Consider the following 23,287-nt stretch of genomic DNA (forward strand, 5'->3'; position numbering starts at 1 on the left):
CAACATCCTAGCTTTCTGCACACAAGAGGCAGACGGGTCTGTCCATTTGGTGGCATGCCCTTAATTTCAAGAGTTCCGCAAGAGGGGGTCTATTCCGACCGGCGAAAAACCTCACCAATCGTTTTGACCATCCCGGCGTCTTTCACCCTATAGCCGGGGATTCGCGAGATGGCGTCGTAGAAGTCGCTGCTCCGCATGACCTCGAGTACACGTCTGACGGCATCCACCTCAAGAATGTCTTTGCGGCAGACGAAGAAGTAGTCCTCCGTCAGTACCCGTACAAAATCGAGACCGAATTGCGCGGCTGCCGCCTCCACCCCGAAGGCTACGTCAGCCATTCCTGAGGCAACGTAGGCGGCGACAGCTGCATGTGTGAATTCGGCATGCTCGTATCCGTTGATGCGGGTGCCGTCGATTTTTTGTTGAGCTAGGAGATGTTCAAACAGTTGACGTGTTCCGGAATCTGGATCCCGGTTTACGAAGCGGATGTTTCCATCAGGCAGTTGATTGATTGAAGTGATACCGTGGGGGTTGCCCTGTGCAACAATCAGGCCGACTTCCCGCGTAACGAAGCCGATCACCCGGTGGGCACTCGGCGTTAGCCATCCCTTACTGGCGGCGATGACACGCCTGCGCAATTCGCCCTGAGGCAGATGCATGCCGGCGAGGTCGCAACCATCGTGGGCCAGCGAAGCAAGCGAGCTTTGGTTGCTAACATAGCGGAAATCGACATCGATATCCGGTTCGCGGCTGAGCAGATCGCGCAGTTTGGGGACGGCGAAGCCGTGGCTCGCATGGACACGCAGCACGAGAGGTCCACGCGGGAGCATTTGATTGATCTCGGTTTCCAACTCTTGTGACAGATTTTGTAGCAATGGCCGCAGACGTGCCTCCAGGCGCTGCCCGGCCCAGACCAGCTTGTCTCCGAAAGGCGTGAGCTGGGTTCCGCTTCCCTGCTTCCGCACCACCAGCGGCATGTCGAAGAATTCCGACCATTTCTCGATCAAGTTCCAGGCGTGCCGATAGGAAACTTCCGCCCGGTCGGCAGCCGATGTCAATTTTCCAGTCGTTCTGATCTCGGCGAGGAAGTCCAGCATGATTCGCAGGGACCGGCTGTCTTCGCGCCGTTTGAATCGCCAGACCGGCTCGATCTCGACTTGGATCATGCGCCTCTCGCCTCGGAGTCGGATATGATGTGCAATTCATATATTGTGATGATTAGCATAGGGTTCGCAGTGCATATCTCGTCGCTGGCTGTTCGGCAGAAGATTTCATATTCCCAATATTTTAAGGCAAGAATAGCTTTGCTGCAATCTCTCGACCGGTAACGTTGAGTTGCGGCCGGTTTCTTGAGATATGAAATGCATTTCATATGTGAGGTTTGCCTTGCTCGACCGGATCGCCGACAACACCAACAGGCTGCTGATAGACGGGCATCGAACGGCGTCCGCGTCCGGCGGCACGTTCCAGACGCTGAACCCGGCGACCGGCGAGGTGCTGGCCACGGTGGCGGAAGCCGGCGTCGCCGACATCGACGCCGCCGTGCGGTCCTCGCGGGCCGCCTTCGAGGGCGCCTGGAGCCACATGAGGGCCTCCGAGCGCGGCGCGCTGCTCTTGAAGCTCGCCGATCTGATCCGCCGCGACGAGGACGAACTGGTCCGGCTAGAAAGCCTCGATTCCGGCAAGCCGGTTTCCGCCATTCGTCGTCAGGATCTGCCGGCCGTCCTCGACACGCTGACCTACTATGCCGGCATGGCCGACAAAATAAGCGGGCAGGTCATTCCTGCCCGGCCGGACGCACTGACTTATACCGTACGCGAGCCGCTCGGCGTGGTCGGGGCCATCATCCCATGGAACTTCCCACTGATGATCGGCATGTGGAAGATCGCGCCGGCGCTCGCCTGCGGTTGCACGGTGGTGTTGAAGCCGGCCGAGGTGACGCCGCTCACCGCGCTCAAGATCGGCGAGTTGGCGCTCGAGGCCGGCCTGCCCGCCGGGGTGCTCAACGTCGTGCCCGGCTTCGGCAAGGTTGCGGGCCAGGCACTCGTCGATCACCCCGATGTCGACAAGGTAACCTTTACCGGTTCGCCCGTGGTCGGCCGTCAGATCCTGCAGGGCGCCGCCGGCAATCTGAAACGCGTGACGCTGGAACTCGGCGGCAAGTCGGCGAATATCATCTCTTCGGATGCAGACATCGACGCGGCGGTAAAGGCGGCAGGCTCCGGCATCTTCTTCAACACGGGACAGGTCTGCTCTGCGGGCTCGCGTATCCTGGCGCATGAGAGCGTTTACGACGAAGTCGTGGAGCGACTGGCCGCGCGCGCGAAGTCGACCCGCATTGGCGACCCCCTGGACGCATCGACCGCCATGGGACCGGTCGTGTCGGAAGTGCAGATGCAGCGGGTGCTGAACTATATCGACATCGGCCGCAACGAGGGCGCATCCATAGTGACCGGCGGCGCCAGACGCGGCGATGCCGGCTATTTCGTCGAACCCACGGTCTTTGCTGGCGTGCGCCACGAGATGCGCATTTCGCAGGAGGAGATTTTCGGGCCCGTCGCGGCCGTCATCCCGTTCAAGGATGACGAGGACGCCATCCGCATAGCAAACGGCACGGTTTATAGCCTGGCAGCTGGCGTGTGGACCGGCGACATAGCCCGTGCGCACCGCTTCACCAAGAAGCTGAAGGCAGGCACGGTGTGGGTCAACACCTACGGTCCGACCGACATACGCCTGCCCTGGGGTGGGTCGCGCGATTCCGGTTTCGGCCGCGAGCATGGCGACGCCGCGATCGATAATTTCACCGAACCGAAGGCCGTCTGGATCAACACGGGCCGCTGACGCCCCGCCACTCCGGTTTTGGCCGGAGTGGCGTTTCCATCAACCGACGCCGATCCGGCCGCTGCCTTTGGCATTCGGCATGGGAAAGGCTTGTCCGAATTCAAGGAGAACAGCATGCGGATCGCGATCATCGGCCAGCAGGCCTTCGGCAAGAGCGTCCTGGAAGCCTTCCTGGCGCGTAGCGACGAAGTGGCCGGCGTGTTCTGCGCTCCGGAGAAGTCCGGCGCGCGCGCCGATCCGCTCCGGCTCGCAGCCGAGGAGCATGGGCTCAGGCTATTCCAGCTTCCAAACCTCAAGAGCCCCGCCGCGGAAGGGGCGCTACGGGCGCTGGACGTCGACCTCGCCGTCATGGCCTATGTCCTGCAGTTCGCGCCGCAGGCCTTCGTCAACATCCCGAAGCATGGCACGATCCAGTATCATCCCTCGCTGCTTCCAGCATATCGCGGGCCGAGCTCGATCAATTGGCCGATCATCAAGGGTGAGAAAGAAACCGGCATCACCATTTTCCGTCCGAACGACGGTCTCGACGAGGGGCCGGTCATCTTGCAAAAGCGTGTCGCCATCGGGCCTGACGACACGCTGGGTACCGTCTATTTCGATCGTCTGTTCCCGCTCGGCGTCGAAGCGATGCTGGAGGCGGCCGATCTGGTCGTCGCCGGACGCCACACGGAAACCGTTCAGGATGAGGACGCAGCCTCCTACGAGGGCTGGTGCCGCGATGGTGAGGCCGAGATCAACTGGCACATGCATCTCGATTTCCTGCACGACCTGATCCGCGGATGCGATCCGGCACCCGGCGCCTGGACGACGGTGCTCGGCCAGAGGGTCCGGCTCTTCGAGAGCCGCAAGCACGCCGTGCGCCGCTTCGGCGACGTAGGGGGCAAACCCGGCACGATCACCGCAATCGGCGACCAGACCATAAGCATCGCCGCGCAGGGTGGGACGGTCGAGATCGGCAAAGTCCGCACCGAGTCCGGCCAGAAGTCGTCAGCCGCCGCCTTTGCCAAATCTCATGGGCTTGCGGTTGGCGATGTTTTCGAGAGCGAGATGCGAGATGAGCTTGCAGAGGTGGTTGGCTAAATGTCCTTGGCAGAAGCTTAGTGCTGCTTGACGGCCACTAAAACGACCCCGAGCTCCTTTTCAAGCTGCTGAACCTTCTGGAGCTTCTCTTCCTCAAGGACGGGAGCTTCTACCTCAACGCCTGTTACGGCAATGACTGAAAGGCCCAGATCTTTCTCAAGGCCTTGGATCGCCCTGAGGTTTCCTTCGTCCAGATTCGAAAGAGCATACAACATCTCATCGGCCTCCTATTCGCCCTGCCAGAATCATATGGTAGCACACCAGCATCATTTGTCCCAGAAAATATAGACTGATCTGTACAAATCGCCGGCACCTGGACGAGAGCGGTCGAGCCGCTCTCTGACGCAACGGCCATGAATAATCCCGTCGCAGATGGCCAACGCCCGTCCGGGCGGGCTTCCACTACCTGATAGAGCAAAAAACCTATCCAGGCGGGCGATTGCAACGTGTCTCTATGAAACTTCAATACGGTGGGGCGAAGTTCAGCGCTGGGAGGAAGCATGCGCTCGGTTGCCGACCGGCAGATAGTTTTCGACGACAACTCTGTTGGGTCGGTGGCCGAGAACGTCGAAAGGGATCGATTGGCGCATGAAGACGTGCGCGGCCTGCTGCTCTCTTTGCTCAGTTCGGTTGCGCAGGCACGCGACCCGATTCTGCCACCAGTGCTGCAAGGATCACTTCCAATAAGCGAAATAGAAGCATCGCGGCGCATACCGGCCTTGCAGGCGATCGGCATCTGGTTTCAACTACTGGCAATTGCAGGCGAGTTGATCAGTGTGCGCACTCGCCGCGCGATCGAGCGGTCCGGCAGCTCTGATGCGGTGGTGGGCTCCTTCTCCAATGTTATAGGAGGACTTGCGCGAGCGGGCTACGGCGCGAGCGATCTGCAATCGGCGCTCGAATCCTTTCAGGTCGGCCCGACGATCACAGCGCATCCGACGGAGGCCAAGCGAGTCACGGTCCTTGAGGCTCATCGCCGTATCTACCGGAAGCTGACCGAACTCGAACAGCAGCGCTGGGCCCCCCGCGAACGGGACAGGCTCGTGGAGGACATGCGCGCGGAGATTGAATTGCTCTGGATGACGGGGGAATTGCGACTAGAACGGCCAACTGTCGAGCGCGAGGTGGCATGGGGGCTGCATTTTTTCCGCGAGGTTCTTTTCGAGGCCACGCCGCAGATCTACGACGCGCTTGAGGCAGGTCTACGCAGGCATTTCGCCGAATACGCTTTGAGACCAACCGCGTTCCTGCGCTACGCTTCCTGGATAGGCGGCGACCGGGATGGCAATCCTAATGTTAGCGCCACGGTCACCCGCTCGGCCTTCGATGCTTATCGGAACGCGGCAATTTCGTCTTATATGGAGCCGCTCCGCAGGTTGACTTCGGTTCTCAGCGTCAGCGCCAACGTGGTCAGGCCGCCACAGTCCTTCTTCGACGCACTTTCCGGCCTGATTGCAAAATCAGGCGATGGTGCGGCTATCTCCGGCCGAAACGCCGAAGAGCCGATGCGCCAATATGCGAGCGCGCTGCAGGCGCGTCTTGCCGCGACATTGGACCCCAGCGCAAATCCGGCCGAGCCCTATGTCAACGCCGAATTGTTCCGCAAGGATGTGGCGGTTCTTTTGCGAGCGCTTGAGGACCTCGAAGCCGGGGCTGCGGCGCGGCGTCTCATAAGGCCGCTTCTTCAGCGCATAGAGACTTTCGGCTTTCACGCGGCGACGCTTGACATCCGGCAGAATTCAATGGTCGTGAATCGCGTCCTCCGCGAGATTTTCGCCATTCTCGATGGCGGCGACGCGATCCAGCCTGGTGCCAAGGAATGGTCGCAGCGCCTTCGGCAAGAACTGCGGTCAGGCTCCGCACGCGATCTCAGAAGTCTCGAATTGTCGACGGAATCGCGCGAGTTGGTGGACCTACTGGACACTATTCGCGACGTCCGCAACCGCGACAGGCTCGGCGTCGGCCCGTTTATTCTGAGCATGACGCAGTCGGCTGACGACCTGCTCGCAGTGTACCTGCTGGCACGTTGGGCAAGGCTCGGCGATGGGGAAGACGGCGGCACCGTTGGCATCAAAATTGTCCCGTTGTTCGAGACGATCGCTGATCTTCAGGGAGCCTCGACGATCCTCGAAGATCTGTTCTCGGTGCCGATCGCGCGGCGGTCGATCGCTCAGTTTGGCAGCCGGCAAGAAGTCATGCTCGGCTATTCGGACTCCAATAAGGACGGCGGCTTCCTCGCTTCAAACTGGGAATTGGCGAAAGCCCAGAAGCAGATAACGAAGATCGGATCGAAGCACCGCATCCGGATTACTTTTTTTCATGGTCGCGGCGGATCGGTGAGCAGGGGCGGCGCACCTACGGGCCGCGCCATCGCCGCGCAGCCCCCCGGCACAATCGCCGGATCGATGCGCGTGACCGAGCAGGGCGAAGTCGTCTCGGCTAAGTTCGCAAACCGCGGAACGGCACTGCACAACCTCGAAATCCTGTCGGCGGCGGTTCTCGCGCACACGATGAAGTCCGACAGCGAGGGAGCCCTGAAAGACGTGCCGGAGTTCGAGGAAGCGCTGGGCGCTTTGACCGGCATGTCGCAGGCGGCATATGCCGGGCTCCTCGCCGAGCCGGGGTTCATCGACTATTTCAACCAGGCCAGTCCGGTCGAGGAACTGTCGCTTCTCAAGATCGGCTCGCGGCCAGCAAGGCGCTTTGGTGCCCGAGATATCGCGGACCTGCGCGCTATTCCATGGGTATTCGCCTGGAGCCAGAATCGCCACCTGATCACGGGCTGGTATGGCATGGGCACGGCGTTCAAGTCGTTTCTCGATGTGCGCGGCCAGGGTGGACTCGACCTTCTCAGGCAGATGTTCGAGCGGTCCCGCTTCTTCAGGCTGATCGTCGACGAGGTTGAGAAGACCCTATATCAAACGGATCTCGGCATCGGGCGCCTCTATGCCGACCTCGTAGCGGACGCTACAGCGCGCGAGACCATATTTTCGAGGATTGCGCGGGAGCGCGAACTGACTGTCGCAACTATCGAGCGGATCATCGAAACGGCAGACTTGTCGGTGCGGTTCCCCGCATTCAAACGACAGGTTGACCGCACCAGGCCTCAGATGGACGGCGTACACCGATTGCAGGTGGACTTGCTCCGCGAGGTTCGCTCCCACACCCCGGAAGTGCCCGCTCCGAAGCACTCGGTCAACGCTCTCCTTCTTTCCATCAACTGCATCTCAGCCGGCCTCGGTTGGACCGGCTAAAGCTACGGGAGCCACAATATGGAAATGCCTGCCAGGCCCGGTATAGGCACCTCACAAGCTCGCTTCTTCCACTTCGGAGCCGCGAACTCCGATCCCCAACTCGCTGCAATCATCTCAAGAGAACTCGGCCGGCAACGTGACGAAATCGAGCTGATCGCCTCCGAGAACCTCGTCTCGCGCGCCGTTCTTGAAGCACAGGGATCGGTCCTGACGAACAAGTATGCCGAAGGCTATCCAGGCCGCCGGTACTACGGCGGCTGCCAGTTCGTCGACGAAGCGGAAGACCTAGCGCGCGAGCGGGCGAGAGCACTTTTCAACTGCACGTACGTGAACGTGCAGCCGAACTCAGGGAGCCAGGCGAACCAGGCGGCGTTTATGGCTCTCATGCAGCCAGGCGATACTTTTCTCGGTCTGAATCTCGCCGCCGGCGGTCATCTTACCCACGGCGCGCCGGTGAACCAGTCCGGCAAGTGGTTCAACGTTGTCTCCTACGGCGTGCGAGCGGACGATCACCGTATAGACATGGACGAAGTCCGCGACCTCGCCCAAAAACACAGGCCCAAGATCATCCTGGCCGGTGGCTCGGCCTATCCGCGCATCATCGACTTCGCGGCCTTCCGAACAATAGCGGACGAGGTGGATGCGAAACTAATGGTCGACATGGCTCATTTCGCGGGCCTCGTGGCGGGTGGTGTGCATCCCAATCCTCTCGAACACGCCCACGTGGTAACGACCACCACGCACAAAACTCTTCGCGGTCCTCGCGGCGGGATGATTTTGTCGAAAGACGAAGATCTCGGAAAAAAGATCAACGCTTCCGTTTTTCCGGGACTTCAAGGCGGTCCGCTAATGCACGTTATCGCTGCCAAGGCGGTCGCGTTCGGCGAAGCCCTTCGTCCTGAGTTCAAGGACTACTCAAAGGCAGTAGTCGACAATGCGCGGACGCTCGCTGATGCGATACGAGAGGGCGGACTGGACATCGTTTCCGGTGGAACCGACACCCATCTGATGCTGGTTGACTTGCGCAGATGTGCTCTGACCGGCAAGGCGCTGGAGGCGGCACTAAGTCGAGCTCATCTGACCTGCAACAAGAACGGTATCCCGTTTGACCCTCAGCCCCCGAACACAACGTCCGGCATCAGGCTTGGAACTCCAGCCTGCACGACCCGCGGCTTCGGAAAGGATGAATTCCAGCTTGTTGGCGAGCTGATCCTGAAAGTGGCAAAGGGACTAGCGCGCGACGGCGACGATGGAAATGCTCCTCTCGAAGCCGAGGTGCGAGACACCGTTGCCTTCTTGACGCGTCGTTTCCCGGTCTACGAATAAACCCGGAACATTGGGAGATATACAGCCAGACTTTCCTCGGTTTGTTGGTCGATCTGTTATCGTTTGGGTTGCAGCAGTTGAAATGAATGAGGAGTGGCCCAAGAGCTTTCTCTTCGTTCGGCCTTTCAAAACAAACCTTCTATGTACCCGGCGTCGTTCAGGAAGATCTTCTCCGACGACGGCACCTTCGGCAGGCCCGGCATGGTCATGATCTCACCGCAGATAGCCACGACGAAGCCGGCGCCGGCCGACAGGCGCACCTCACGCACCGGCACGACATGCCCGGTCGGGGCGCCGCGCAGTCCCGGATCGGTCGAGAAAGAATATTGCGTCTTCGCCATGCAGACCGGCAGGTTGCCGTAGCCGGCGTCTTCCCAGGCCTTGAGCTGGTCGCGCACCGCCTTGTCGGCGATGGCCTCGGAGCCGCGATAGATGCGCTTGACGATCGTGTCGATCTTGTCGAACAGCTTCATATCGTCGGGATAGAGCGGCGAGAACTGCGAGGCGCCGCTTTCAGCGATCTGGACGACCTTGTGCGCCAGCTCCTCGATGCCCTCCGAGCCCTTGGCCCAGTGCTTGCACAGGATCGCCTCGGCGCCCTGGGCCGCCACGAAATCCTTCATCGCCTGGATCTCGGCCTCGGTGTCGGTGGTGAAGTGGTTGATGGCGACGACGGCCGGCACGCCGAACTGCTTCACATTCTCGATGTGGCGACCGAGATTGGCGCAGCCCTTCTTCACCGCCTCGACGTTCTCCTTGCCGAGGTCTTCCTTCTTGACGCCGCCGTTCATCTTCATGGCGCGAACGGTAGCGACGATGACGGCGGCCGCCGGCTTCAGGCCCGCCTTGCGGCACTTGATGTCGAAGAATTTTTCCGCGCCGAGGTCGGCGCCAAAGCCGGCCTCGGTCACCACGTAGTCGGCGAGCTTGAGCGCCGTCGTCGTAGCGACGACCGAGTTGCAGCCATGCGCGATGTTGGCGAAGGGGCCGCCATGCACGAAGGCCGGGTTGTTCTCCAGCGTCTGCACGAGGTTCGGCTGCATGGCGTCCTTGAGCAGCACCGTCATCGCGCCATCGGCCTTGATGTCGCGGGCATAGACCGGGCTCTTGTCGCGGCGATAGGCGATGATGATGTCGCCGAGCCGCTTCTCCAGGTCCTTGAGGTCGGTGGCGAGGCACAGGATCGCCATCACCTCGGAGGCGACGGTGATGTCGAAGCCGGCCTCGCGCGGGTAGCCGTTGGCGACGCCACCGAGCGAGCAGATGATCTCGCGCAGCGCGCGGTCGTTCATGTCCATGACGCGGCGCCAGGCGACGCGGCGCGTGTCGATGTTCTGCTCGTTGCCCCAGTAGATGTGGTTGTCGATCAACGCCGACAGCAGATTGTGCGCGGTGGTGATGGCGTGGAAATCGCCGGTGAAGTGGAGGTTCATATCCTCCATCGGCACGACCTGGGCATAGCCGCCGCCGGCCGCACCACCCTTGATGCCGAAGTTCGGCCCGAGCGAGGCCTCACGGATGCACACGATCGCCTTCTTGCCGATGCGGTTCAGGCCGTCGCCGAGACCGACCGTGGTCGTGGTCTTGCCTTCGCCCGCCGGCGTCGGGTTGATGGCGGTGACCAGGATCAGCTTGCCGTCCTTGCCGCCGCGCTTCTCCTTGATGAACTCGGCGGAGACTTTGGCCTTGTCGTGACCGTAGGGCAGCAGGTGCTCTGTCGGAATCCCGATCTTGGCGCCGATCTCCTGGATCTGCTTCTTGTCAGCGGCGCGCGCGATCTGGATATCGCTCTTCAATTCGGCCATCAGGCTCCCTCCCATCTTCTTTCTGATTGACGGGACACATAGCTTGATGAGACAGACCTGTCTATAAATTTCATCGGTGTATCAGCGGAAGAGGACCATCCGGTCGCGTAAGAAGGACCATGCTGCATATACGAAATGGCTGAAAAAGCCTGGAAGTGTCTCACGCTCAGAACTGAAAACGTCTGTGATACCAACCGTGCAACAAGACAAATAATAGACAGGTTAGTCTGTTTTGTGCAGAATGCCGATCATACGGTTCGCGATTGAACAAGGACCGTGGCAGGGAAACGCTCGTAGGTCAGGTGTCATATGGTGGAGGAGACCGTAGTTCGCGTCCTCATTGCCGAGCGCAATCCACTGGTCCTTTCGGCGCTTCGGGAAATGATTGAACGTGATCCACGTTTTGCCCTGGCCGAATGCGTGCAGGCCGGGTCGGCCTTGCTACAGGCTGCGTCCGAGCGGGCGGAATTCGATGTCGCAGTTGTGGGTTGGAAGCTTGCCGACATGGATGGAGCGGACGTGCTGGCCGCCATACAGGAACGGGGCCTGCCGACGAGGGTCACAATCTTCTCGAACGACCACGACATCGGCATCCTGAAGCAGGCGGTGCGCCTTGGCGCACACGGCTTCTGCTTTCAGTTTGATGATCCGGCCATCCTGTTCGACACAATTCAGGCCGTCGCGCACGGCAGAATCTGTATCCCCTACATCGACGTGACAAAAATCAACGACTCGCCCCTTTCGTGCTTGACCGTGCGCGAACGGGAACTCCTCTCCGTGTTGGCAGATGGGTGGACCAATCTTCAGATTGCCACCCGCACGGGAATTTCAGAAAACACCGTAAAGTACCATCTGAAGAACCTCTACGACAAGCTCGACGTGCGCAATCGGGCGATGGCCGTAGCCCTGTATGCGAGCGAAAAACGACGACGCACCATCTGAGTCGCTGCCCCCTCGGGTAGGCTTGCACTACCCCTCCACCATCGAGTTTCTACCCGGCAAGGTGTTGTTCCGAACGCGTGCAGAACCTCCAATCCGGATGACAAACCGAGCCGGGGAGGAACCGTCGTGGCTGGCTTCACTCATCTCTTCATTCCAGGTCCGACAAATATTCCCGAGCAAGTTCGGCAGGCGATGAATCTTCCGATGGAAGACATGCGCGCGCCCGACTTTCCGGCCTTCACCCTGCCTCTGTTCAACGACATCAAGCGGGTCTTCAAAAACGACACAGGGCGAGTTTTCATCTACCCCTCTTCCGGAACCGGTGCGTGGGAAGCGGCGATGGAGAACCTGCTGTCGCCCGGCGACCACGTCCTGATGTCCCGCTTCGGCCAGTTTTCGCACCTTTGGGTGGACATGGCAGAACGTTTCGGTCTGGTCGTCGATGTCGTCGAGTGCGAATGGGGCACAGGCGTGCCGGTCGAAATCTATGCGGAGAAGCTGCGCGCCGACCCGCAGCACCGCATCAAGGCTGTCTTCGCAACCCACAACGAGACGGCGACCGGCGTTACTTCCGACATCGCTGGCGTGCGCTCCGCGCTTGACGCGGAAAAGCATCCCGCCCTGCTGTTTGTTGACGGGGTGTCCTCGATCGGCTCGATCGACTTCCGTCAGGAGGAGTGGGGCATCGATTGCGCCGTCAGCGGTTCGCAGAAGGGCTTTATGCTGCCGGCTGGGCTCGGCTTTCTCTCGGTAAGCACCAAGGCGCTGGAGGCGTCTGGACGAGCCAAACACCACCGCTGTTTCTTCTCCTTTGAGGACATGATCAAGGCGAATGACGGCGGCTACTTCCCGTATACGCCGGCCACACAGTTGTTGCGTGGGCTGCGTGTCTCACTCGACCTGATCGCCGCGGAAGGATTGGAGAACATCTTTGCCCGCCACCACAGGATGGCGGAAGGGGTGCGCAAGGCGGTCAACGCGTGGGAGCTCAATCTGTGTGCCAAGGCGCCAAAATGGCATTCCGATACAGTGAGCGCGATAGTCGTCCCCGAGGGCATAGACAGTGCACAGATCGTACGGACTGCCTACTCCAAGTATCAGACGTCCCTCGGCGTCGGCCTGAATAAGGTCGCCGGCAAGGTGTTCCGCATCGGGCATCTTGGCTGGCTGAACGAGGTGATGATCTGCGGCGCGCTTGCGGCCGCCGAAATGGCCCTGATCGACTGCGGCGTCAGAATCAAACCGGGCTCCGGGGTCGGCGCGGCAGTAGAGCACTTCCGTCAGACCGGCGTGCTGCCCGTCGCCAAGGCCGCGTGAGAGCCGGAGGAGAACGTGAGTCACACACTTCATCACTTGCGCAGGCCGCGCCTGCAGCGCAGCGAACTCGCCGTACCGGGGTCGAACCCCGAGATGATCGAGAAGGCGGCATCAAGCGCCGCCGACTTCATTTTCCTCGACATCGAGGATGCCGTCGCCCCGCCCGACAAGGAACGGGCCCGGCAGAACATCATACGTGCCCTAAACGAAATCGACTGGCGCGCTCGCGGCAAGACCGTCTCGGTCCGTATCAACGGTCTCGACACGCACTACATGTATCGCGACGTGGTCGATGTCATGGAACAGGCGGGTGACCGCCTGGACACAATCCTCGTGCCGAAAGTCGGTGTTCCGGCCGATCTATATATGGTCGAGGCCCTGGTGGAGCAGATCGAGACTGCCAAGGGGTTCACCACGCGCGTCGGCCTGGAAGCGCTTATCGAGACCGCGCTCGGCATGGCCAACGTCGAGGCGATCGCCGCCTTTGGCGGCAGGCTGGAGGCCTTGCATTTCGGAGTGGCCGACTATGCTGCAAGTTGCAAGGCGCGCACCGTTTCGATCGGAGGGTTGAACCCGGATTATCCGGGCGATCAGTGGCATGCCGCGTTGGCGCGCATGACGGTAGCATGCCGCGCTTACGGCTTGCGTCCGATAGACGGGCCGTTCGGCGATTTCTCGGATCCCGAAGCCTACATCGCGGCCGCACGACGTGCCGCGGCGCTCGGTATCGAAGGCAAATGGGCGATCCATCCCTCCCAGATCGACCTCGCCAACGAAGTCTTCTCCCCGCAGCCGAAGGAAGTGGCGCGGGCAAGGCGCATCCTTGAGGTGCTGAAGGAGGCCGAGGAAAAGGGCCACGGAGCAGCCGCCCTGGACGGCAAGATGGTTGACGCTGCGTCCGAACGAATGGCGCGCAACGTCATCGCGATGCAGGACGCGATCGAAAAGAAAAATGCCGAAGCGGCATAGGGGGAACCGATGGATATTCACGAGTACCAGGCCAAGGAACTCCTGGCACGTCAGGGAGTTCACGTACCCCGGGGTGGCCTCGCCTACAGTCCCGAGCAGGCGGCCTATCGCGCCAACGAACTGGGCGGTTCCCGCTGGGTCGTGAAGGCGCAGATCCATTCCGGGGCCCGCGGCAAGGCCGGCGGTATCCGCGTCTGCAAGACCGATCAAGAAGTTTCCGAAGCTGCCGAAACCATGCTCGGTCGGCGGCTGGTGACCCACCAGACCGGACCGAGGGGGAAGCTCGTGTCGCGCCTCTATGTCGAGGAGGGTGTCGATATAGCCCAGGAACTCTATCTCGGATTCGTGCTCGACCGTAAGGCCGAGCGCGTGATGATCGTGGCCTCCGGATCAGGCGGCATGGAAATCGAGGAGATCGCTGAAAAGGAACCGGACTCCATCATTCGCGCGACAGTCGATCCCGGCACCGGCATGCAGCAGTTCCAGGCGCGCGAAATCGCCTTCGGGCTGGGCCTTGAAACGGCGCTTATCAGCAAGGCGACCGACACGATCATGGGCTCCTATCGAGTCTTCCGCGACTTCGACGCGTCCATGCTGGAAATCAATCCTCTGGTCGTGACGAAGGACGGCCAACTGCTCGCGCTCGACGCCAAGATGTCGTTCGATGAAAACGCGCTGTTTCGCCGGCCCGAAATCTCGGAACTGCGCGACAAGTCGCAGGAGGATCCACGCGAGACGTTCGCCAGCGATCGTGGACTTTCCTATGTGGGTCTCGACGGAAATATCGGCTGCATCATCAACGGCGCCGGACTCGCCATGGCCACAATGGACATGATCAAGATCGCCGGCGGCGAACCTGCAAATTTCCTCGATATCGGCGGTGGCGCCTCGCCGGAGCGGGTGGCGAAATCCTTTCGAGCCGTCCTCGCCGACAAGAACGTCGAGGCGATATTGGTCAACATCTTCGCCGGTATCAACCGCTGCGACTGGGTGGCGGAAGGCGTCGTCAAGGCTATTCGCGAAGTCGGCATAGAGATGCCGCTAGTCGTGCGGCTGGCTGGCACGAATGTGGAGGAAGGCAGGCGCATTCTCAGCCAATCGGGAGAGTCTGTGATCGTGGCCGACACGCTGGCCGAAGCCGCCGACAAGGCCGTTGCCGCGTGGCGTGCTGTCAAGTCCAAGGCAGCGTGAAAGGGAGGTTGGACAAATGGCAATTCTACTCAATGAGACCACGCGGGTGATCGTGCAGGGATTTACCGGCAAGATCGGCTCATTTCATGCCCAGGATATGTTGAAATACGGAACAAAGGTGGTCGGCGGAGTGACGCCGGGAAAGGGCGGACAGACCCATCTCGGTCTCCCGGTATTCAACACGGTCAAGGGTGCGGTGCGCGAAACGGGTGCCGATGCCAGCATCGTCTTCGTTCCCCCTCCTTTCGCGGCCGATTCGATCATGGAGGCGGCCGACGCGGGATTAAGGCTGTGCGTGTGCATCACGGACGGCATTCCCGCCCAAGACATGATGCGCGTGAAGCGCTACATGCGCCGCTACCGTTTTGACGACAGGATGCGGCTGGTCGGCCCCAACTGCGCCGGCATCATTTCACCGGGCAAGGCGCTTATGGGCATCATGCCGGGGTCGATTTACCTCCCAGGCAGTGTCGGCATCGTCGGGCGGTCTGGGACGCTCGGCTACGAAGCCGCTTCGCAGATGAAGGCGCTGGGAATCGGCGTATCGACCAGCGTGGGCATTGGTGGTGATCCTATCAACGGCTCTTCGTTTCGTGACGTTCTCGAATATTTCGAGGGCGATGCAGAGACCGACGCCGTGGTGATGATCGGCGAGATCGGCGGACCACAAGAGGCTGAAGCCGCCCTTTGGGCACGCGACAATATGAAGAAACCCCTCATCGCCTATATTGCGGGTCTTTCGGCGCCGAAGGGCAAACGGATGGGGCACGCCGGCGCAATCATTTCGGCCTTTGGCGAGTCGGCGCAAGAAAAAGTTGAGATCTTGAAGGAATGCGGCGTGACTATCGTGCCGACACCGGCAGCCTTCGGCCCGACCGTCGCTAGTACTCTTTCCGGCGCCAGACAAGCCGCCTGACAGCCATGCGTGTGCTCGTAACGCGCCGCTGGCCGGCTCGCGTGGAGAAGATCCTCGTCGAGCGGTTTCGCGCCCAACTGAACGTCGCCGACATCCCGCTGTCCGAGCATGAGCTGATGGACGCATTTCGGGACTTCGACGTGGTGCTGCCGACCGTCAGCGATCGGCTGCCAGCGGCGGTTTTTCCGCCGAGTCCACGGGTGCGTTTTCTCGGCAATTTCGGGGTCGGCTTCAACCATATCGACATCGATGCCGCCCGCCAAGCCGGCATTATGGTGACCAACACGCCAGGAGTGCTGACCGACTGTACGGCCGATCTTGCCATAACGCTTATGCTGATGGTCGCCCGGCGGGCCGGAGAAGGGGAACGGCAGTTGCGCGATGGCGAGTGGGCCGGATGGTGTCCCACTCACATGGTCGGACGAAAGGTATCCGGGAAGACCTTGGGCATCGTGGGGATGGGCCGCATCGGTCGCGCAACGGCACGGCGCGCCCGTTTCGGCTTCGGCATGAACATTGTCTTTTACAACCGCTCTCTCCAGCACGACGAGGAGTTGCGATCTCTTGGCGCGCTCCAGTTCGACACGATCGAGGAGGTCATGGCGCAAGCAGATTTCGTGTCTCTGCATTGTCCGGGTGGTGCAGAAAACAAGCACATCATCAATGCCGGACGCCTTGCCACGATGCGGCAGGAGGCGTTCCTGATCAATACGGCACGAGGCGACGTTGTTGACGAGGCGGCACTGATTGATGCGCTGGGGGAGCGCCGGATCGCCGGTGCCGGACTTGACGTTTTTGCGTCGGAACCGTCCGTTCCCGACAAGCTGAAGTCGATGTCGAACGTCGTGCTTCTTCCGCATCTTGGCAGCGCCACGGAAGAAACGCGCACGGCAATGGGCATGAAAGTTGTCGAGAATCTCGAAGCATTTCTGGAAGGGCGCGATCCCCCGGATCGTGTTGCCTGACATGATCCCCGGGTATGTTCCGAGTTTGATCGAACGCCTGCGCGCCCAAGCGATATCGCTGTTTCGCGAGGGCGTCAGAGCGGCGGATCCGGCGTCCGCTGTGACCGCGGCCCTGTCTACGCGGCAGAATGCAATAGAGAGGGCCCGTCGCGTCATCGTGCTTGCCTTCGGAAAGGCAGCGGTGTCGATGGCAGAGGCCGCCATACCTTTCGTTCACCGGAAGCTAGGAGCAGCGATCGCCCTCACCGCCGCGGGCAGCGTCCGGCCAGTTCCGGGCTTCGTCGTAATCGGCGGAGGACATCCTGTCCCGGACCGCGCGGCCCTTGGGACAGCCGCTGCAATCGAGCGCGCTGCAACAGCAGCTCGTGCAGGCGATCTCGTTCTCGCATTGGTGAGCGGTGGCGGCTCATCCCTCCTTTGCGCTCCGCCCCGAGGTATCGACCTGCGAGACAAAATCTCATTGAACGACGCCTTGGTGCGATCGGGAGCCAATATCGTCGAGATGAACACGGTGCGCAGCATGGTCTCGCGCCTCAAGGGCGGAGGTCTGGCCCGCCAGGCAAGGCCGGCGTCTTTGCTGGCTCTGATCCTTTCGGACGTTCCTGGCGACGATCCGGCAGTCATCGCCAGCGGACCGACGGCTCCCAGCCGTGGTTCGGGCGAGGAAGCGCTGAGCATCCTGAAAAAATACGGGCTGCTGGAGGTTGTTCCGCATTCGATCTCCAGCCATCTGCGCAACAAGTTCGAGCCCGGCCCGGACGACTGTTTCGACCATGTCGAAAACGTCGTCATCGGCAGCAATGGGCTGAGCGTGCGGGCGGCGATGCTGAAAGCGCGGCAGAGCTACGATGCGGTCCTGCTGGGTCGGGAATGGCTATGCGGCGACGTCTCTACGGCCGCGAATGAATTGCATGCCATGGCTCTGGCCGCTGCTGCCGGGAACAGGCCGGTCGCGATTGTCTGTGGCGGTGAGACAAGCGTGCGCGTCACCGGCGGAGGCACGGGCGGACGGAATCAGGAGCTTGCGCTGAGATTTGCCCTTCTGAATGAAGTCCGACCTATCCCCAGGCCTTGGGTATTTCTCAGTGGGGGCACCGACGGAAGGGACGGACCTACCGATGCCGCAGGCGGTATCGTCGATGAAGGCTCCGCATCGTGGATGCGCCAGCAAGGCTGCGATCCGTTGGCACAACTCTCCGAAAACAACTCGTTCGCGGCGCTTGCATGCTCAGGCGATCTGCTGATCACCGGGCCGACGGGAACCAACGTGGCGGACTTGCAGATCATGCTGTTGCAATGAAAGGAAAAGCCCCCACTCCGTCCCTGCTGACGTGGCTTGATCGGCTATTCGTCCCCATCCTCGCGGGCGCCACACTGCGTGAGCGACTGGTCGCAGTTCTCGGAGCGTTGCTCGGGGTCGGGGTTACCGCTCTTCTGTGCTCGGTGTTATTTGGGACGGGCTCCACTCTACCAATGATCGTTGCACCTATCGGGGCCTCGGCCGTGCTTGTCTTTGCTATCCCTACAAGTCCGCTTTCCCAACCTTGGCCGGTTATCGGTGGGAACGTGATTTCTGCGTTGGTCGGCGTCGCAGTCGCTGCGGTCGTCGGGGAACCCGTTGTCGCCTCGGCACTCGCCGTTTCCCTGGGATTGGCCGCGATGTCGTTTACGCGCTCACTGCACCCGCCCGGAGGTGCCATTGCGTTGACGGCGGTGATCGGGGGGCCGTCGATCACTGCGTTGGGGTTTGAGTTCCCGTTCATACCCGTGGCCCTCAACGCCGCAATACTTGTTGCGATGGGTATCGGCTTCCACAAATTGAGCAGGCGTCAATATCCACATTTCCCCACACCGGCGCCCACGAACACGCATCTGACCGCCGACGTGCCGTCTCAGCTACGGGTCGGCATTCAGGAAGCGGACGTAGACGCCGTGCTTTCCAGGCTGGGGGAAACCCTCGACATCGACCGTGGCGATCTCAACCGATTGCTCCGGGAGGTCTCGCTGCAGGCCTCGATCAGGTCCCATGGTCCGCTCCTTTGCTCGGACATCATGTCCAGAGATGTCGTATCGATCCACCGGAGCGCGCAAACGAACGATGCTCGCGCTCTGATGCTTCGGCACAACCTTTTAATCTTGCCGGTCGTCGACGAGGCAGGGCGATTGGCCGGGACAGTGGGATTCCGAGAAGTCGCCATGGCCGACAAATACATCGAGCGCTCGATCTCACCTGCGGCAGTCGCTTCGCCGCACGATGAGGCGCTTGGACTCCTGCCGGTTCTGACCGATGGCCAGACACATGCCGTCGTCATTGTAGATGCTGACCGCGAGATCGTGGGCTTGGTCACGCAGACCGACCTTCTTGCCGCGGTGGCGGATGCAGCAGCAGACCGTTTCCGCCGAGCACCGGGCCCAATCTTCTACGACGATGGGGTCACCTCTAGCGACTGAACTTCAGCGTTACCGAGAAACTGAAAGTCTGGCTTCCAACTCCGTCTGGGGGGACTGGATATGGCGCTGCTCGGCGCGCCACAGCCAAGGCTTCGGCGTCAAGCGTGGCATTGCCGGCAGACGAACCGAGTCTTGCTCCCTTTAGTCGTCCGGACCTATCGATCGTAATTGACAATCGCGCGTTTCCGGTGATGCCCGCTTTCTGCGCGGCCGGGGGATAGCGCTTGAAGCGCTGCACATGGGCCAGGAGCTTCTTCGCATACGAAGCTTGTTCGCTCGCAGAAGCCTTCGCAATCTGACCGACCATGCTCTTGCTCGCCCCGTTGGGCGTCTTTTTCCGTGGCCCAGCCGAGGCAGCGTCTCCAGGAGCGATGTCTGTCGCCTTGGGTCGTTCGCGTCGCGGGAGAGCGGTCGCCTTCTTTTTGGTCTTGCCATCGGTTTTGGCCGCTGCAGCCGGCACAGTCCTGTCGGTGACGGCTTCCCCCTCGCCCTTCGGTTCATCATTCATGTGGGTACGCTCCGCCAACGTTGGGATGACCTGCACGACGGAAGGCAGCGGAGAAGTGACATCGGCCGGGACAATCAGCGGAGCGGCGAGTGCCGCGCTAATCTCGGCGTCGAGCTGCGGCGGTATGAAGTCGTGTGCCGGATTGGGCCGGTCGATCGGATTGGCAGGATCGGATGCCAGCCCAGAAGTTGGCGGACTCGCCAGAGTCGCGAGCACGGATGGATCTGGCGAGGGTACTTGGGGTTCTTTCGCAGGGACCTCGACCGCTAGCGGCTGGAACGGGACGAAGACGGTGGCCGTGGCACGGTCCGTGTCATCTGATGTGGTCGTGCCAGCGTCCCCACCAGTTGCTGCGAAAGGTGCGGAGACATAACCGGCTGCGGCGCGCACGCTGGTCGTCCGAGAGGGTTCGGAATCAGCCTCCGGAACAGGCTCGGCCTCGGAGATGAGAGGAGGATCTGCCAAGCTGGAAACTGTCGGGTCAGGCAACGGAACCACCTCTTCTTCCGCTCGTGCCTCCGTCAACGGCGGTTCGTTCGTGATGTGCGAATCTTCAGCCGCCGTCTCGGATGGACTATCGAAACCAAGAGGTTCCGTTCCCGCCACTTCCTCACTCGTTTCCCTTTCCTCTGAAGGCTGATCGAGCATCTGGGCATCCGGTGCCGACGACACATTGTCGACGACCGTGTCGCCGAGATCCTCGGCCGTCGCTGTTTCCGATGACGTATCGCTTTGGGTAACTAACGGCGTCTCAGGCGCCTGAGAGGGAAATGTCGCCTGCAAACCCTGATCATCGAACACGATCTCTACGCTTATAGCGTCCTGGTCTGCATCGAGACCCTCGAACACCAGCGCATGGGCCAAGAAAAAGAGAGCGAGCAGATGGACCGCGGCGGATAGTGACAGGCCTACTACGGTCCCAAGGTCTCCGGCTTGCGGCAGGAAAGACAGGCGCTCTCCCATCGCGGGCGAAATTTCGAGACGAATGTCATTCTCGAGCGCAGCGTCTCGCTGCTCCACGAACCGTCCGTCGAGCAGCGAGACCAAGTCCAGGAAGGAGTCCGATGCTTCGGGCTCGGTCAAGATGGCAGGGAATTCCAGTTCCGCCAGATCGGTTCGCAGGTTCATGGTCCCGCATCCCGCGCAAGTCCTACCGGCGATACGATCAGGCCGCAGCTGTCGGTCTCCACCCGTGCTGCGATCCCGAAGACGCCGCCGAGAACTTCCGGAACCATGACCTCGGCGGGCGCGCCGCCGCCGACCGTGCGCCCGTCATGCAGAATTGCAAGGCGGTCACACCAACGCGCGGCAAGTGTCAGGTCGTGCAGCGAGACCAGCACGGCGCGGCCAGACGCAGCTATCTTTCGGAAGCCCGCCATCATGGCGATCTGGTGTGCAGGGTCGAGACCGGAGGCAGGTTCGTCGGCGAGGAGCACCGGCGTGTCCTGGGCAATGGCCCGAGCGGTAAGCACGCGTGCCTGCTCACCGCCAGAGAGCGCATTGGCCGGCCGATCTGCCAGGTGGACGACGTCCATTAGTTCCATCGCCTCGCGGCAGATCACGCGGTCATTCTCAATTGGCCCCACGCCCCATGTCCGCCAAGGCATGCGGCCAAGATCTACAATGTCCCTGACCTTGACCGGCCAGCCGATGACACGCTGCTGCGGCAGATAGGCGATGAGCCTTGCGCGCCTCGCGCGCGAAAGCGACTCAAGCGGCATTTCATTGACGAGGACCTGGCCGGTGGCCGCCAGGTGGCCCGACAGCGCGCGGATAAGTGTCGACTTGCCCGCGCCATTGGGACCGAGCAGGCCGACAACGGTTCCAGTTTCGACACGGATCGAGGCTCCCGTCAGAACTCTTCTGCCAGAAAGCTGGACATGAATATCGATCGCGGCGATCGACATCAAAACCCCTCCCGGCGAGAGCGGATGACAAGCCAGAGGAAGAACGGCGCACCGATCAACGCCGTCAGCACGCCCACATTGAGTTCGTTTCCGAACCAGGGCAGGCGTGCGACGATATCGGCCGCCAGCAGTAGTGCCGCGCCACCCAGGGCGCTTGGCAGCAGGAGCCGGCCCGGCATGCAGTCCGTGAGCGGCCTGATCAAGTGTGGGACCACGAGACCGACGAAGCCGATGGCGCCAGTCACCGATGTTCCCGCGCCGACGCACAAGGCCACGCCGCCAACAAGCATCAGCCGGGTCCGTGCCACGTCGATGCCGAGACTGGCCGCGCTCTCCTCGCCGAGGGAAAGCGCGTCCAGCGCGCTGCCGCAGGCAAGAATCAGCAGCGTGCCGACAGCCATCAGGGGAAGGCATACCCAGACATGCGCCATCGAGCGGTCCTTCAGCGAGCCGAGCAACCAGAAGATGATCTCGTAGCTCGCGAACGGATTTGGCGAGAGGTTGAGCGCAAGCGCGGTGAACGCGGCCGCCAGGCTGGACAGGCCTACGCCGGCCAAGATCAGCGTCAGTGTCGTGGTGTTGCCGGAAGCGATCACGAGGAGAACGACCACGGCCACAAGGGCGCCCAGAAGCGCACCTGCCGGCAGCGCGAAGACTGAAACTCCGGCCACGCCGCTGTAGAAGACCACGACTGCGCCGAGCGATGCGCTCGAAGAAACCCCGATCACGCCTGGTTCCGCGAGAGGGTTGCGCAGGAAGCCCTGCAACGCGGCGCCGGAAAGAGCCAGGCTTGCACCGACCAGCACACCGAGAATGGCTCGCGGCAGGCGGATTTCACGCATTGTGATCGCGGCGGCATCGTCCCCTTGGCCCACGAGGCCGCGGAGGCTCGTCGCGGGATCAAGTGCGGCCGATCCGACAAGCAGTGACGTTGCGAAGAGAACGACTACGATGCCGAGGAGCCCGGCCCAAAGGGTCGGCTTCATCCTTCCTTCCCTTTGTTTGGCCGAATCATGGACTGGCGCAGGCGGCGCAGCGCCCGCACGGCTTCCATCGTGAAGGGCCCCCCGCAGGACCATGATCCGGACGGAACCACGTCGCTGTCATGAATCAGACCGAGCGCCGCGATCGCGGGATGTCGGGTGATCTGATCCGCGAGCGCCGGAACGTCGCTATAGGGCCGGCTGACCAGGACAACGTCCGGCCGGTCCTTCACAAGCAATTCGAGCGGATATGGAACCATGCCCGAATAGCCTTGCTCCGCCGCGAGGTTGCGGAACCCTACGGCTTTGAGGATCGAGTCGGCGAGCGTGCCGGCGCCAAGAACAATGCCATTCTGCTCGAACACAACCACGGAAGGCCAGCGGCCGGGCGGGATCGTCTCAAACGAGGCAAGCTCCCGCTCGAATTCGACTGCTATCCTTTCAGCCCGTGTCCGCTGCCCCACAATGACACCCATGCGGCGGATATCCGCAGCGATCGTGTCCAGGGTCTGGGCGTATGCAAATTCCTCTACGCGGACTCCAAGGCGGTTGAGTACGGCAGTGGTGGTGTGCAGGGAATATGTCCCCGTGACCACGATCTCGGGCCGGGCGACGAAAACCTCCTCCGCCAAGCCCCTGTTCTTGGGATACCCGGCCGCCTTTGCGCGCAGAAACGAGAGGCCGGGATCTTCCGAAAGGTTCGAGAGCGAGACAATCTGGTCATGATCGGCGAGACCCAGAACCAGTTGGTCCGTGCAGACGTTGAGCGACATGACGCGCGGGTGAATGTCCGCGGAAGAGGCCGACACACAGTATCCGGCAAGGACATGGA

Annotated in this window: 19 protein-coding genes; 12 read left to right on the forward strand and 7 right to left on the reverse strand. The window is 61.5% G+C overall.

Going from position 1 to position 23,287, the window contains the following annotated elements; all coding sequences use genetic code 11:
* Window positions 1–89: 89 nt before the first annotated feature.
* A complete protein-coding gene (locus HNQ95_RS18540) occupies window positions 90–1,166 on the reverse strand; it encodes a substrate-binding domain-containing protein (RefSeq protein ID WP_182574899.1) in 1,077 nt (358 codons plus the stop codon).
* Window positions 1,167–1,356: 190 nt separating this feature from the next.
* On the opposite strand from HNQ95_RS18540, the gene HNQ95_RS18545 reads away from it, so the two are divergent.
* A complete protein-coding gene (locus tag HNQ95_RS18545; protein WP_182574901.1) occupies window positions 1,357–2,841 on the forward strand; it encodes an aldehyde dehydrogenase family protein in 1,485 nt (494 codons plus the stop codon).
* Window positions 2,842–2,955: 114 nt separating this feature from the next.
* Window positions 2,956–3,921, forward strand: coding sequence for a methionyl-tRNA formyltransferase (locus tag HNQ95_RS18550; protein ID WP_182574903.1), 966 nt, complete (start codon window positions 2,956–2,958; stop codon window positions 3,919–3,921).
* Between the two features lie 17 nt (window positions 3,922–3,938).
* Here the strand turns inward: HNQ95_RS18550 and HNQ95_RS18555 are convergent, their stop codons facing one another.
* Window positions 3,939–4,136, reverse strand: a complete 198-nt coding sequence (locus HNQ95_RS18555) for a hypothetical protein (protein ID WP_182574905.1) — start codon at window positions 4,134–4,136, stop codon at window positions 3,939–3,941.
* Window positions 4,137–4,421: 285 nt separating this feature from the next.
* Here HNQ95_RS18555 and HNQ95_RS18560 point away from each other — a divergent pair, with 285 nt between their 5' ends.
* On the forward strand, window positions 4,422–7,175 hold the full coding sequence (locus HNQ95_RS18560) for a phosphoenolpyruvate carboxylase (protein WP_182574907.1): 2,754 nt from the start codon (window positions 4,422–4,424) through the stop codon (window positions 7,173–7,175).
* Window positions 7,176–7,199: 24 nt separating this feature from the next.
* On the forward strand, window positions 7,200–8,501 hold the full coding sequence (glyA, locus tag HNQ95_RS18565) for a serine hydroxymethyltransferase (RefSeq protein ID WP_182575023.1): 1,302 nt from the start codon (window positions 7,200–7,202) through the stop codon (window positions 8,499–8,501).
* A 125-nt stretch (window positions 8,502–8,626) separates the two neighbouring features.
* Here glyA and HNQ95_RS18570 read toward each other — a convergent pair whose 3' ends face one another.
* Window positions 8,627–10,306, reverse strand: a complete 1,680-nt coding sequence (locus HNQ95_RS18570) for a formate--tetrahydrofolate ligase (protein WP_182574909.1) — start codon at window positions 10,304–10,306, stop codon at window positions 8,627–8,629.
* 309 nt (window positions 10,307–10,615) lie between these two features.
* On the opposite strand from HNQ95_RS18570, the gene HNQ95_RS18575 reads away from it, so the two are divergent.
* From HNQ95_RS18575 to HNQ95_RS18610, 8 genes are all read left to right on the forward strand, one after another.
* Window positions 10,616–11,248: a LuxR C-terminal-related transcriptional regulator gene (locus HNQ95_RS18575; RefSeq protein WP_182574911.1), complete on the forward strand. Its 633-nt coding sequence runs from the start codon at window positions 10,616–10,618 to the stop codon at window positions 11,246–11,248.
* A gap of 126 nt (window positions 11,249–11,374) precedes the next feature.
* Window positions 11,375–12,565 (forward strand): aminotransferase class V-fold PLP-dependent enzyme, encoded by a 1,191-nt coding sequence (locus HNQ95_RS18580; RefSeq protein WP_182574913.1) that lies wholly within the window; start codon window positions 11,375–11,377, stop codon window positions 12,563–12,565.
* Window positions 12,566–12,580: 15 nt separating this feature from the next.
* Entirely contained in the window at window positions 12,581–13,534 is a 954-nt protein-coding gene (locus HNQ95_RS18585; protein ID WP_182574915.1) for an HpcH/HpaI aldolase/citrate lyase family protein, read from the forward strand.
* Between the two features lie 9 nt (window positions 13,535–13,543).
* A complete protein-coding gene (locus HNQ95_RS18590) occupies window positions 13,544–14,725 on the forward strand; it encodes a malate--CoA ligase subunit beta (RefSeq protein ID WP_182574917.1) in 1,182 nt (393 codons plus the stop codon).
* A gap of 16 nt (window positions 14,726–14,741) precedes the next feature.
* Window positions 14,742–15,641 (forward strand): succinate--CoA ligase subunit alpha, encoded by a 900-nt coding sequence (gene sucD, locus HNQ95_RS18595; protein ID WP_182574919.1) that lies wholly within the window; start codon window positions 14,742–14,744, stop codon window positions 15,639–15,641.
* Window positions 15,638–16,606, forward strand: a complete 969-nt coding sequence (locus HNQ95_RS18600; RefSeq protein ID WP_182575024.1) for a 2-hydroxyacid dehydrogenase — start codon at window positions 15,638–15,640, stop codon at window positions 16,604–16,606. The genes sucD and HNQ95_RS18600 overlap by 4 nt, the downstream gene beginning before the upstream one ends.
* Window positions 16,548–17,906 (forward strand): glycerate kinase type-2 family protein, encoded by a 1,359-nt coding sequence (locus HNQ95_RS18605; RefSeq protein ID WP_210283813.1) that lies wholly within the window; start codon window positions 16,548–16,550, stop codon window positions 17,904–17,906. The genes HNQ95_RS18600 and HNQ95_RS18605 overlap by 59 nt, the downstream gene beginning before the upstream one ends.
* Window positions 17,903–19,057, forward strand: a complete 1,155-nt coding sequence (locus HNQ95_RS18610) for an HPP family protein (RefSeq protein WP_182574921.1) — start codon at window positions 17,903–17,905, stop codon at window positions 19,055–19,057. The genes HNQ95_RS18605 and HNQ95_RS18610 overlap by 4 nt, the downstream gene beginning before the upstream one ends.
* Here HNQ95_RS18610 and tolA read toward each other — a convergent pair.
* The 4 genes from tolA to HNQ95_RS18630 are packed head-to-tail and all read right to left on the reverse strand — an operon-like array spanning window position 19,047 to window position 23,228.
* Entirely contained in the window at window positions 19,047–20,693 is a 1,647-nt protein-coding gene (tolA, locus tag HNQ95_RS18615) for an energy transducer TonB (RefSeq protein WP_182574923.1), read from the reverse strand. The genes HNQ95_RS18610 and tolA overlap by 11 nt on opposite strands.
* Window positions 20,690–21,472 carry an ABC transporter ATP-binding protein gene (locus HNQ95_RS18620; protein WP_182574925.1) on the reverse strand — a complete coding sequence of 261 codons (783 nt, stop codon included), beginning with the start codon at window positions 21,470–21,472 and terminating at the stop codon, window positions 20,690–20,692. Before HNQ95_RS18620 ends, tolA begins: the two co-directional genes overlap by 4 nt.
* Complete coding sequence (locus HNQ95_RS18625) at window positions 21,472–22,458, reverse strand: FecCD family ABC transporter permease (protein ID WP_182574928.1); 987 nt, start codon at window positions 22,456–22,458, stop codon at window positions 21,472–21,474. Before HNQ95_RS18625 ends, HNQ95_RS18620 begins: the two co-directional genes overlap by 1 nt.
* Window positions 22,455–23,228: an ABC transporter substrate-binding protein gene (locus tag HNQ95_RS18630; RefSeq protein WP_246340864.1), complete on the reverse strand. Its 774-nt coding sequence runs from the start codon at window positions 23,226–23,228 to the stop codon at window positions 22,455–22,457. The genes HNQ95_RS18625 and HNQ95_RS18630 overlap by 4 nt, the downstream gene beginning before the upstream one ends.
* Window positions 23,229–23,287 lie beyond the last annotated feature (59 nt).

Origin of the sequence: Aminobacter ciceronei (assembly GCF_014138625.1) — a bacterium.
In the GTDB taxonomy this organism is placed as follows: Bacteria; Pseudomonadota; Alphaproteobacteria; order Rhizobiales; family Rhizobiaceae; genus Aminobacter; species Aminobacter ciceronei.

Bases quoted from the DNA above. Each gene is read 5' to 3' on its own strand.
- HNQ95_RS18620 (WP_182574925.1), bottom strand. From the start codon at position 21,472: ATGTCGATCGCCGCGATCGATATTCATGTCCAGCTTTCTGGCAGAAGA.
- HNQ95_RS18575 (WP_182574911.1), top strand. From the start codon at position 10,616: ATGGTGGAGGAGACCGTAGTTCGCGTCCTCATTGCCGAGCGCAATCCA.
- HNQ95_RS18545 (WP_182574901.1), top strand. From the start codon at position 1,357: ATGAAATGCATTTCATATGTGAGGTTTGCCTTGCTCGACCGGATCGCC.
- HNQ95_RS18555 (WP_182574905.1), bottom strand. From the start codon at position 4,136: ATGTTGTATGCTCTTTCGAATCTGGACGAAGGAAACCTCAGGGCGATC.
- HNQ95_RS18550 (WP_182574903.1), top strand. From the start codon at position 2,956: ATGCGGATCGCGATCATCGGCCAGCAGGCCTTCGGCAAGAGCGTCCTG.
- glyA (WP_182575023.1), top strand. From the start codon at position 7,200: ATGCCTGCCAGGCCCGGTATAGGCACCTCACAAGCTCGCTTCTTCCAC.
- HNQ95_RS18610 (WP_182574921.1), top strand. From the start codon at position 17,903: ATGAAAGGAAAAGCCCCCACTCCGTCCCTGCTGACGTGGCTTGATCGG.
- HNQ95_RS18630 (WP_246340864.1), bottom strand. From the start codon at position 23,228: ATGTCGCTCAACGTCTGCACGGACCAACTGGTTCTGGGTCTCGCCGAT.
- HNQ95_RS18540 (WP_182574899.1), bottom strand. From the start codon at position 1,166: ATGATCCAAGTCGAGATCGAGCCGGTCTGGCGATTCAAACGGCGCGAA.
- HNQ95_RS18625 (WP_182574928.1), bottom strand. From the start codon at position 22,458: ATGAAGCCGACCCTTTGGGCCGGGCTCCTCGGCATCGTAGTCGTTCTC.
- HNQ95_RS18560 (WP_182574907.1), top strand. From the start codon at position 4,422: ATGCGCTCGGTTGCCGACCGGCAGATAGTTTTCGACGACAACTCTGTT.
- HNQ95_RS18590 (WP_182574917.1), top strand. From the start codon at position 13,544: ATGGATATTCACGAGTACCAGGCCAAGGAACTCCTGGCACGTCAGGGA.
- HNQ95_RS18570 (WP_182574909.1), bottom strand. From the start codon at position 10,306: ATGGCCGAATTGAAGAGCGATATCCAGATCGCGCGCGCCGCTGACAAG.
- tolA (WP_182574923.1), bottom strand. From the start codon at position 20,693: ATGAACCTGCGAACCGATCTGGCGGAACTGGAATTCCCTGCCATCTTG.
- sucD (WP_182574919.1), top strand. From the start codon at position 14,742: ATGGCAATTCTACTCAATGAGACCACGCGGGTGATCGTGCAGGGATTT.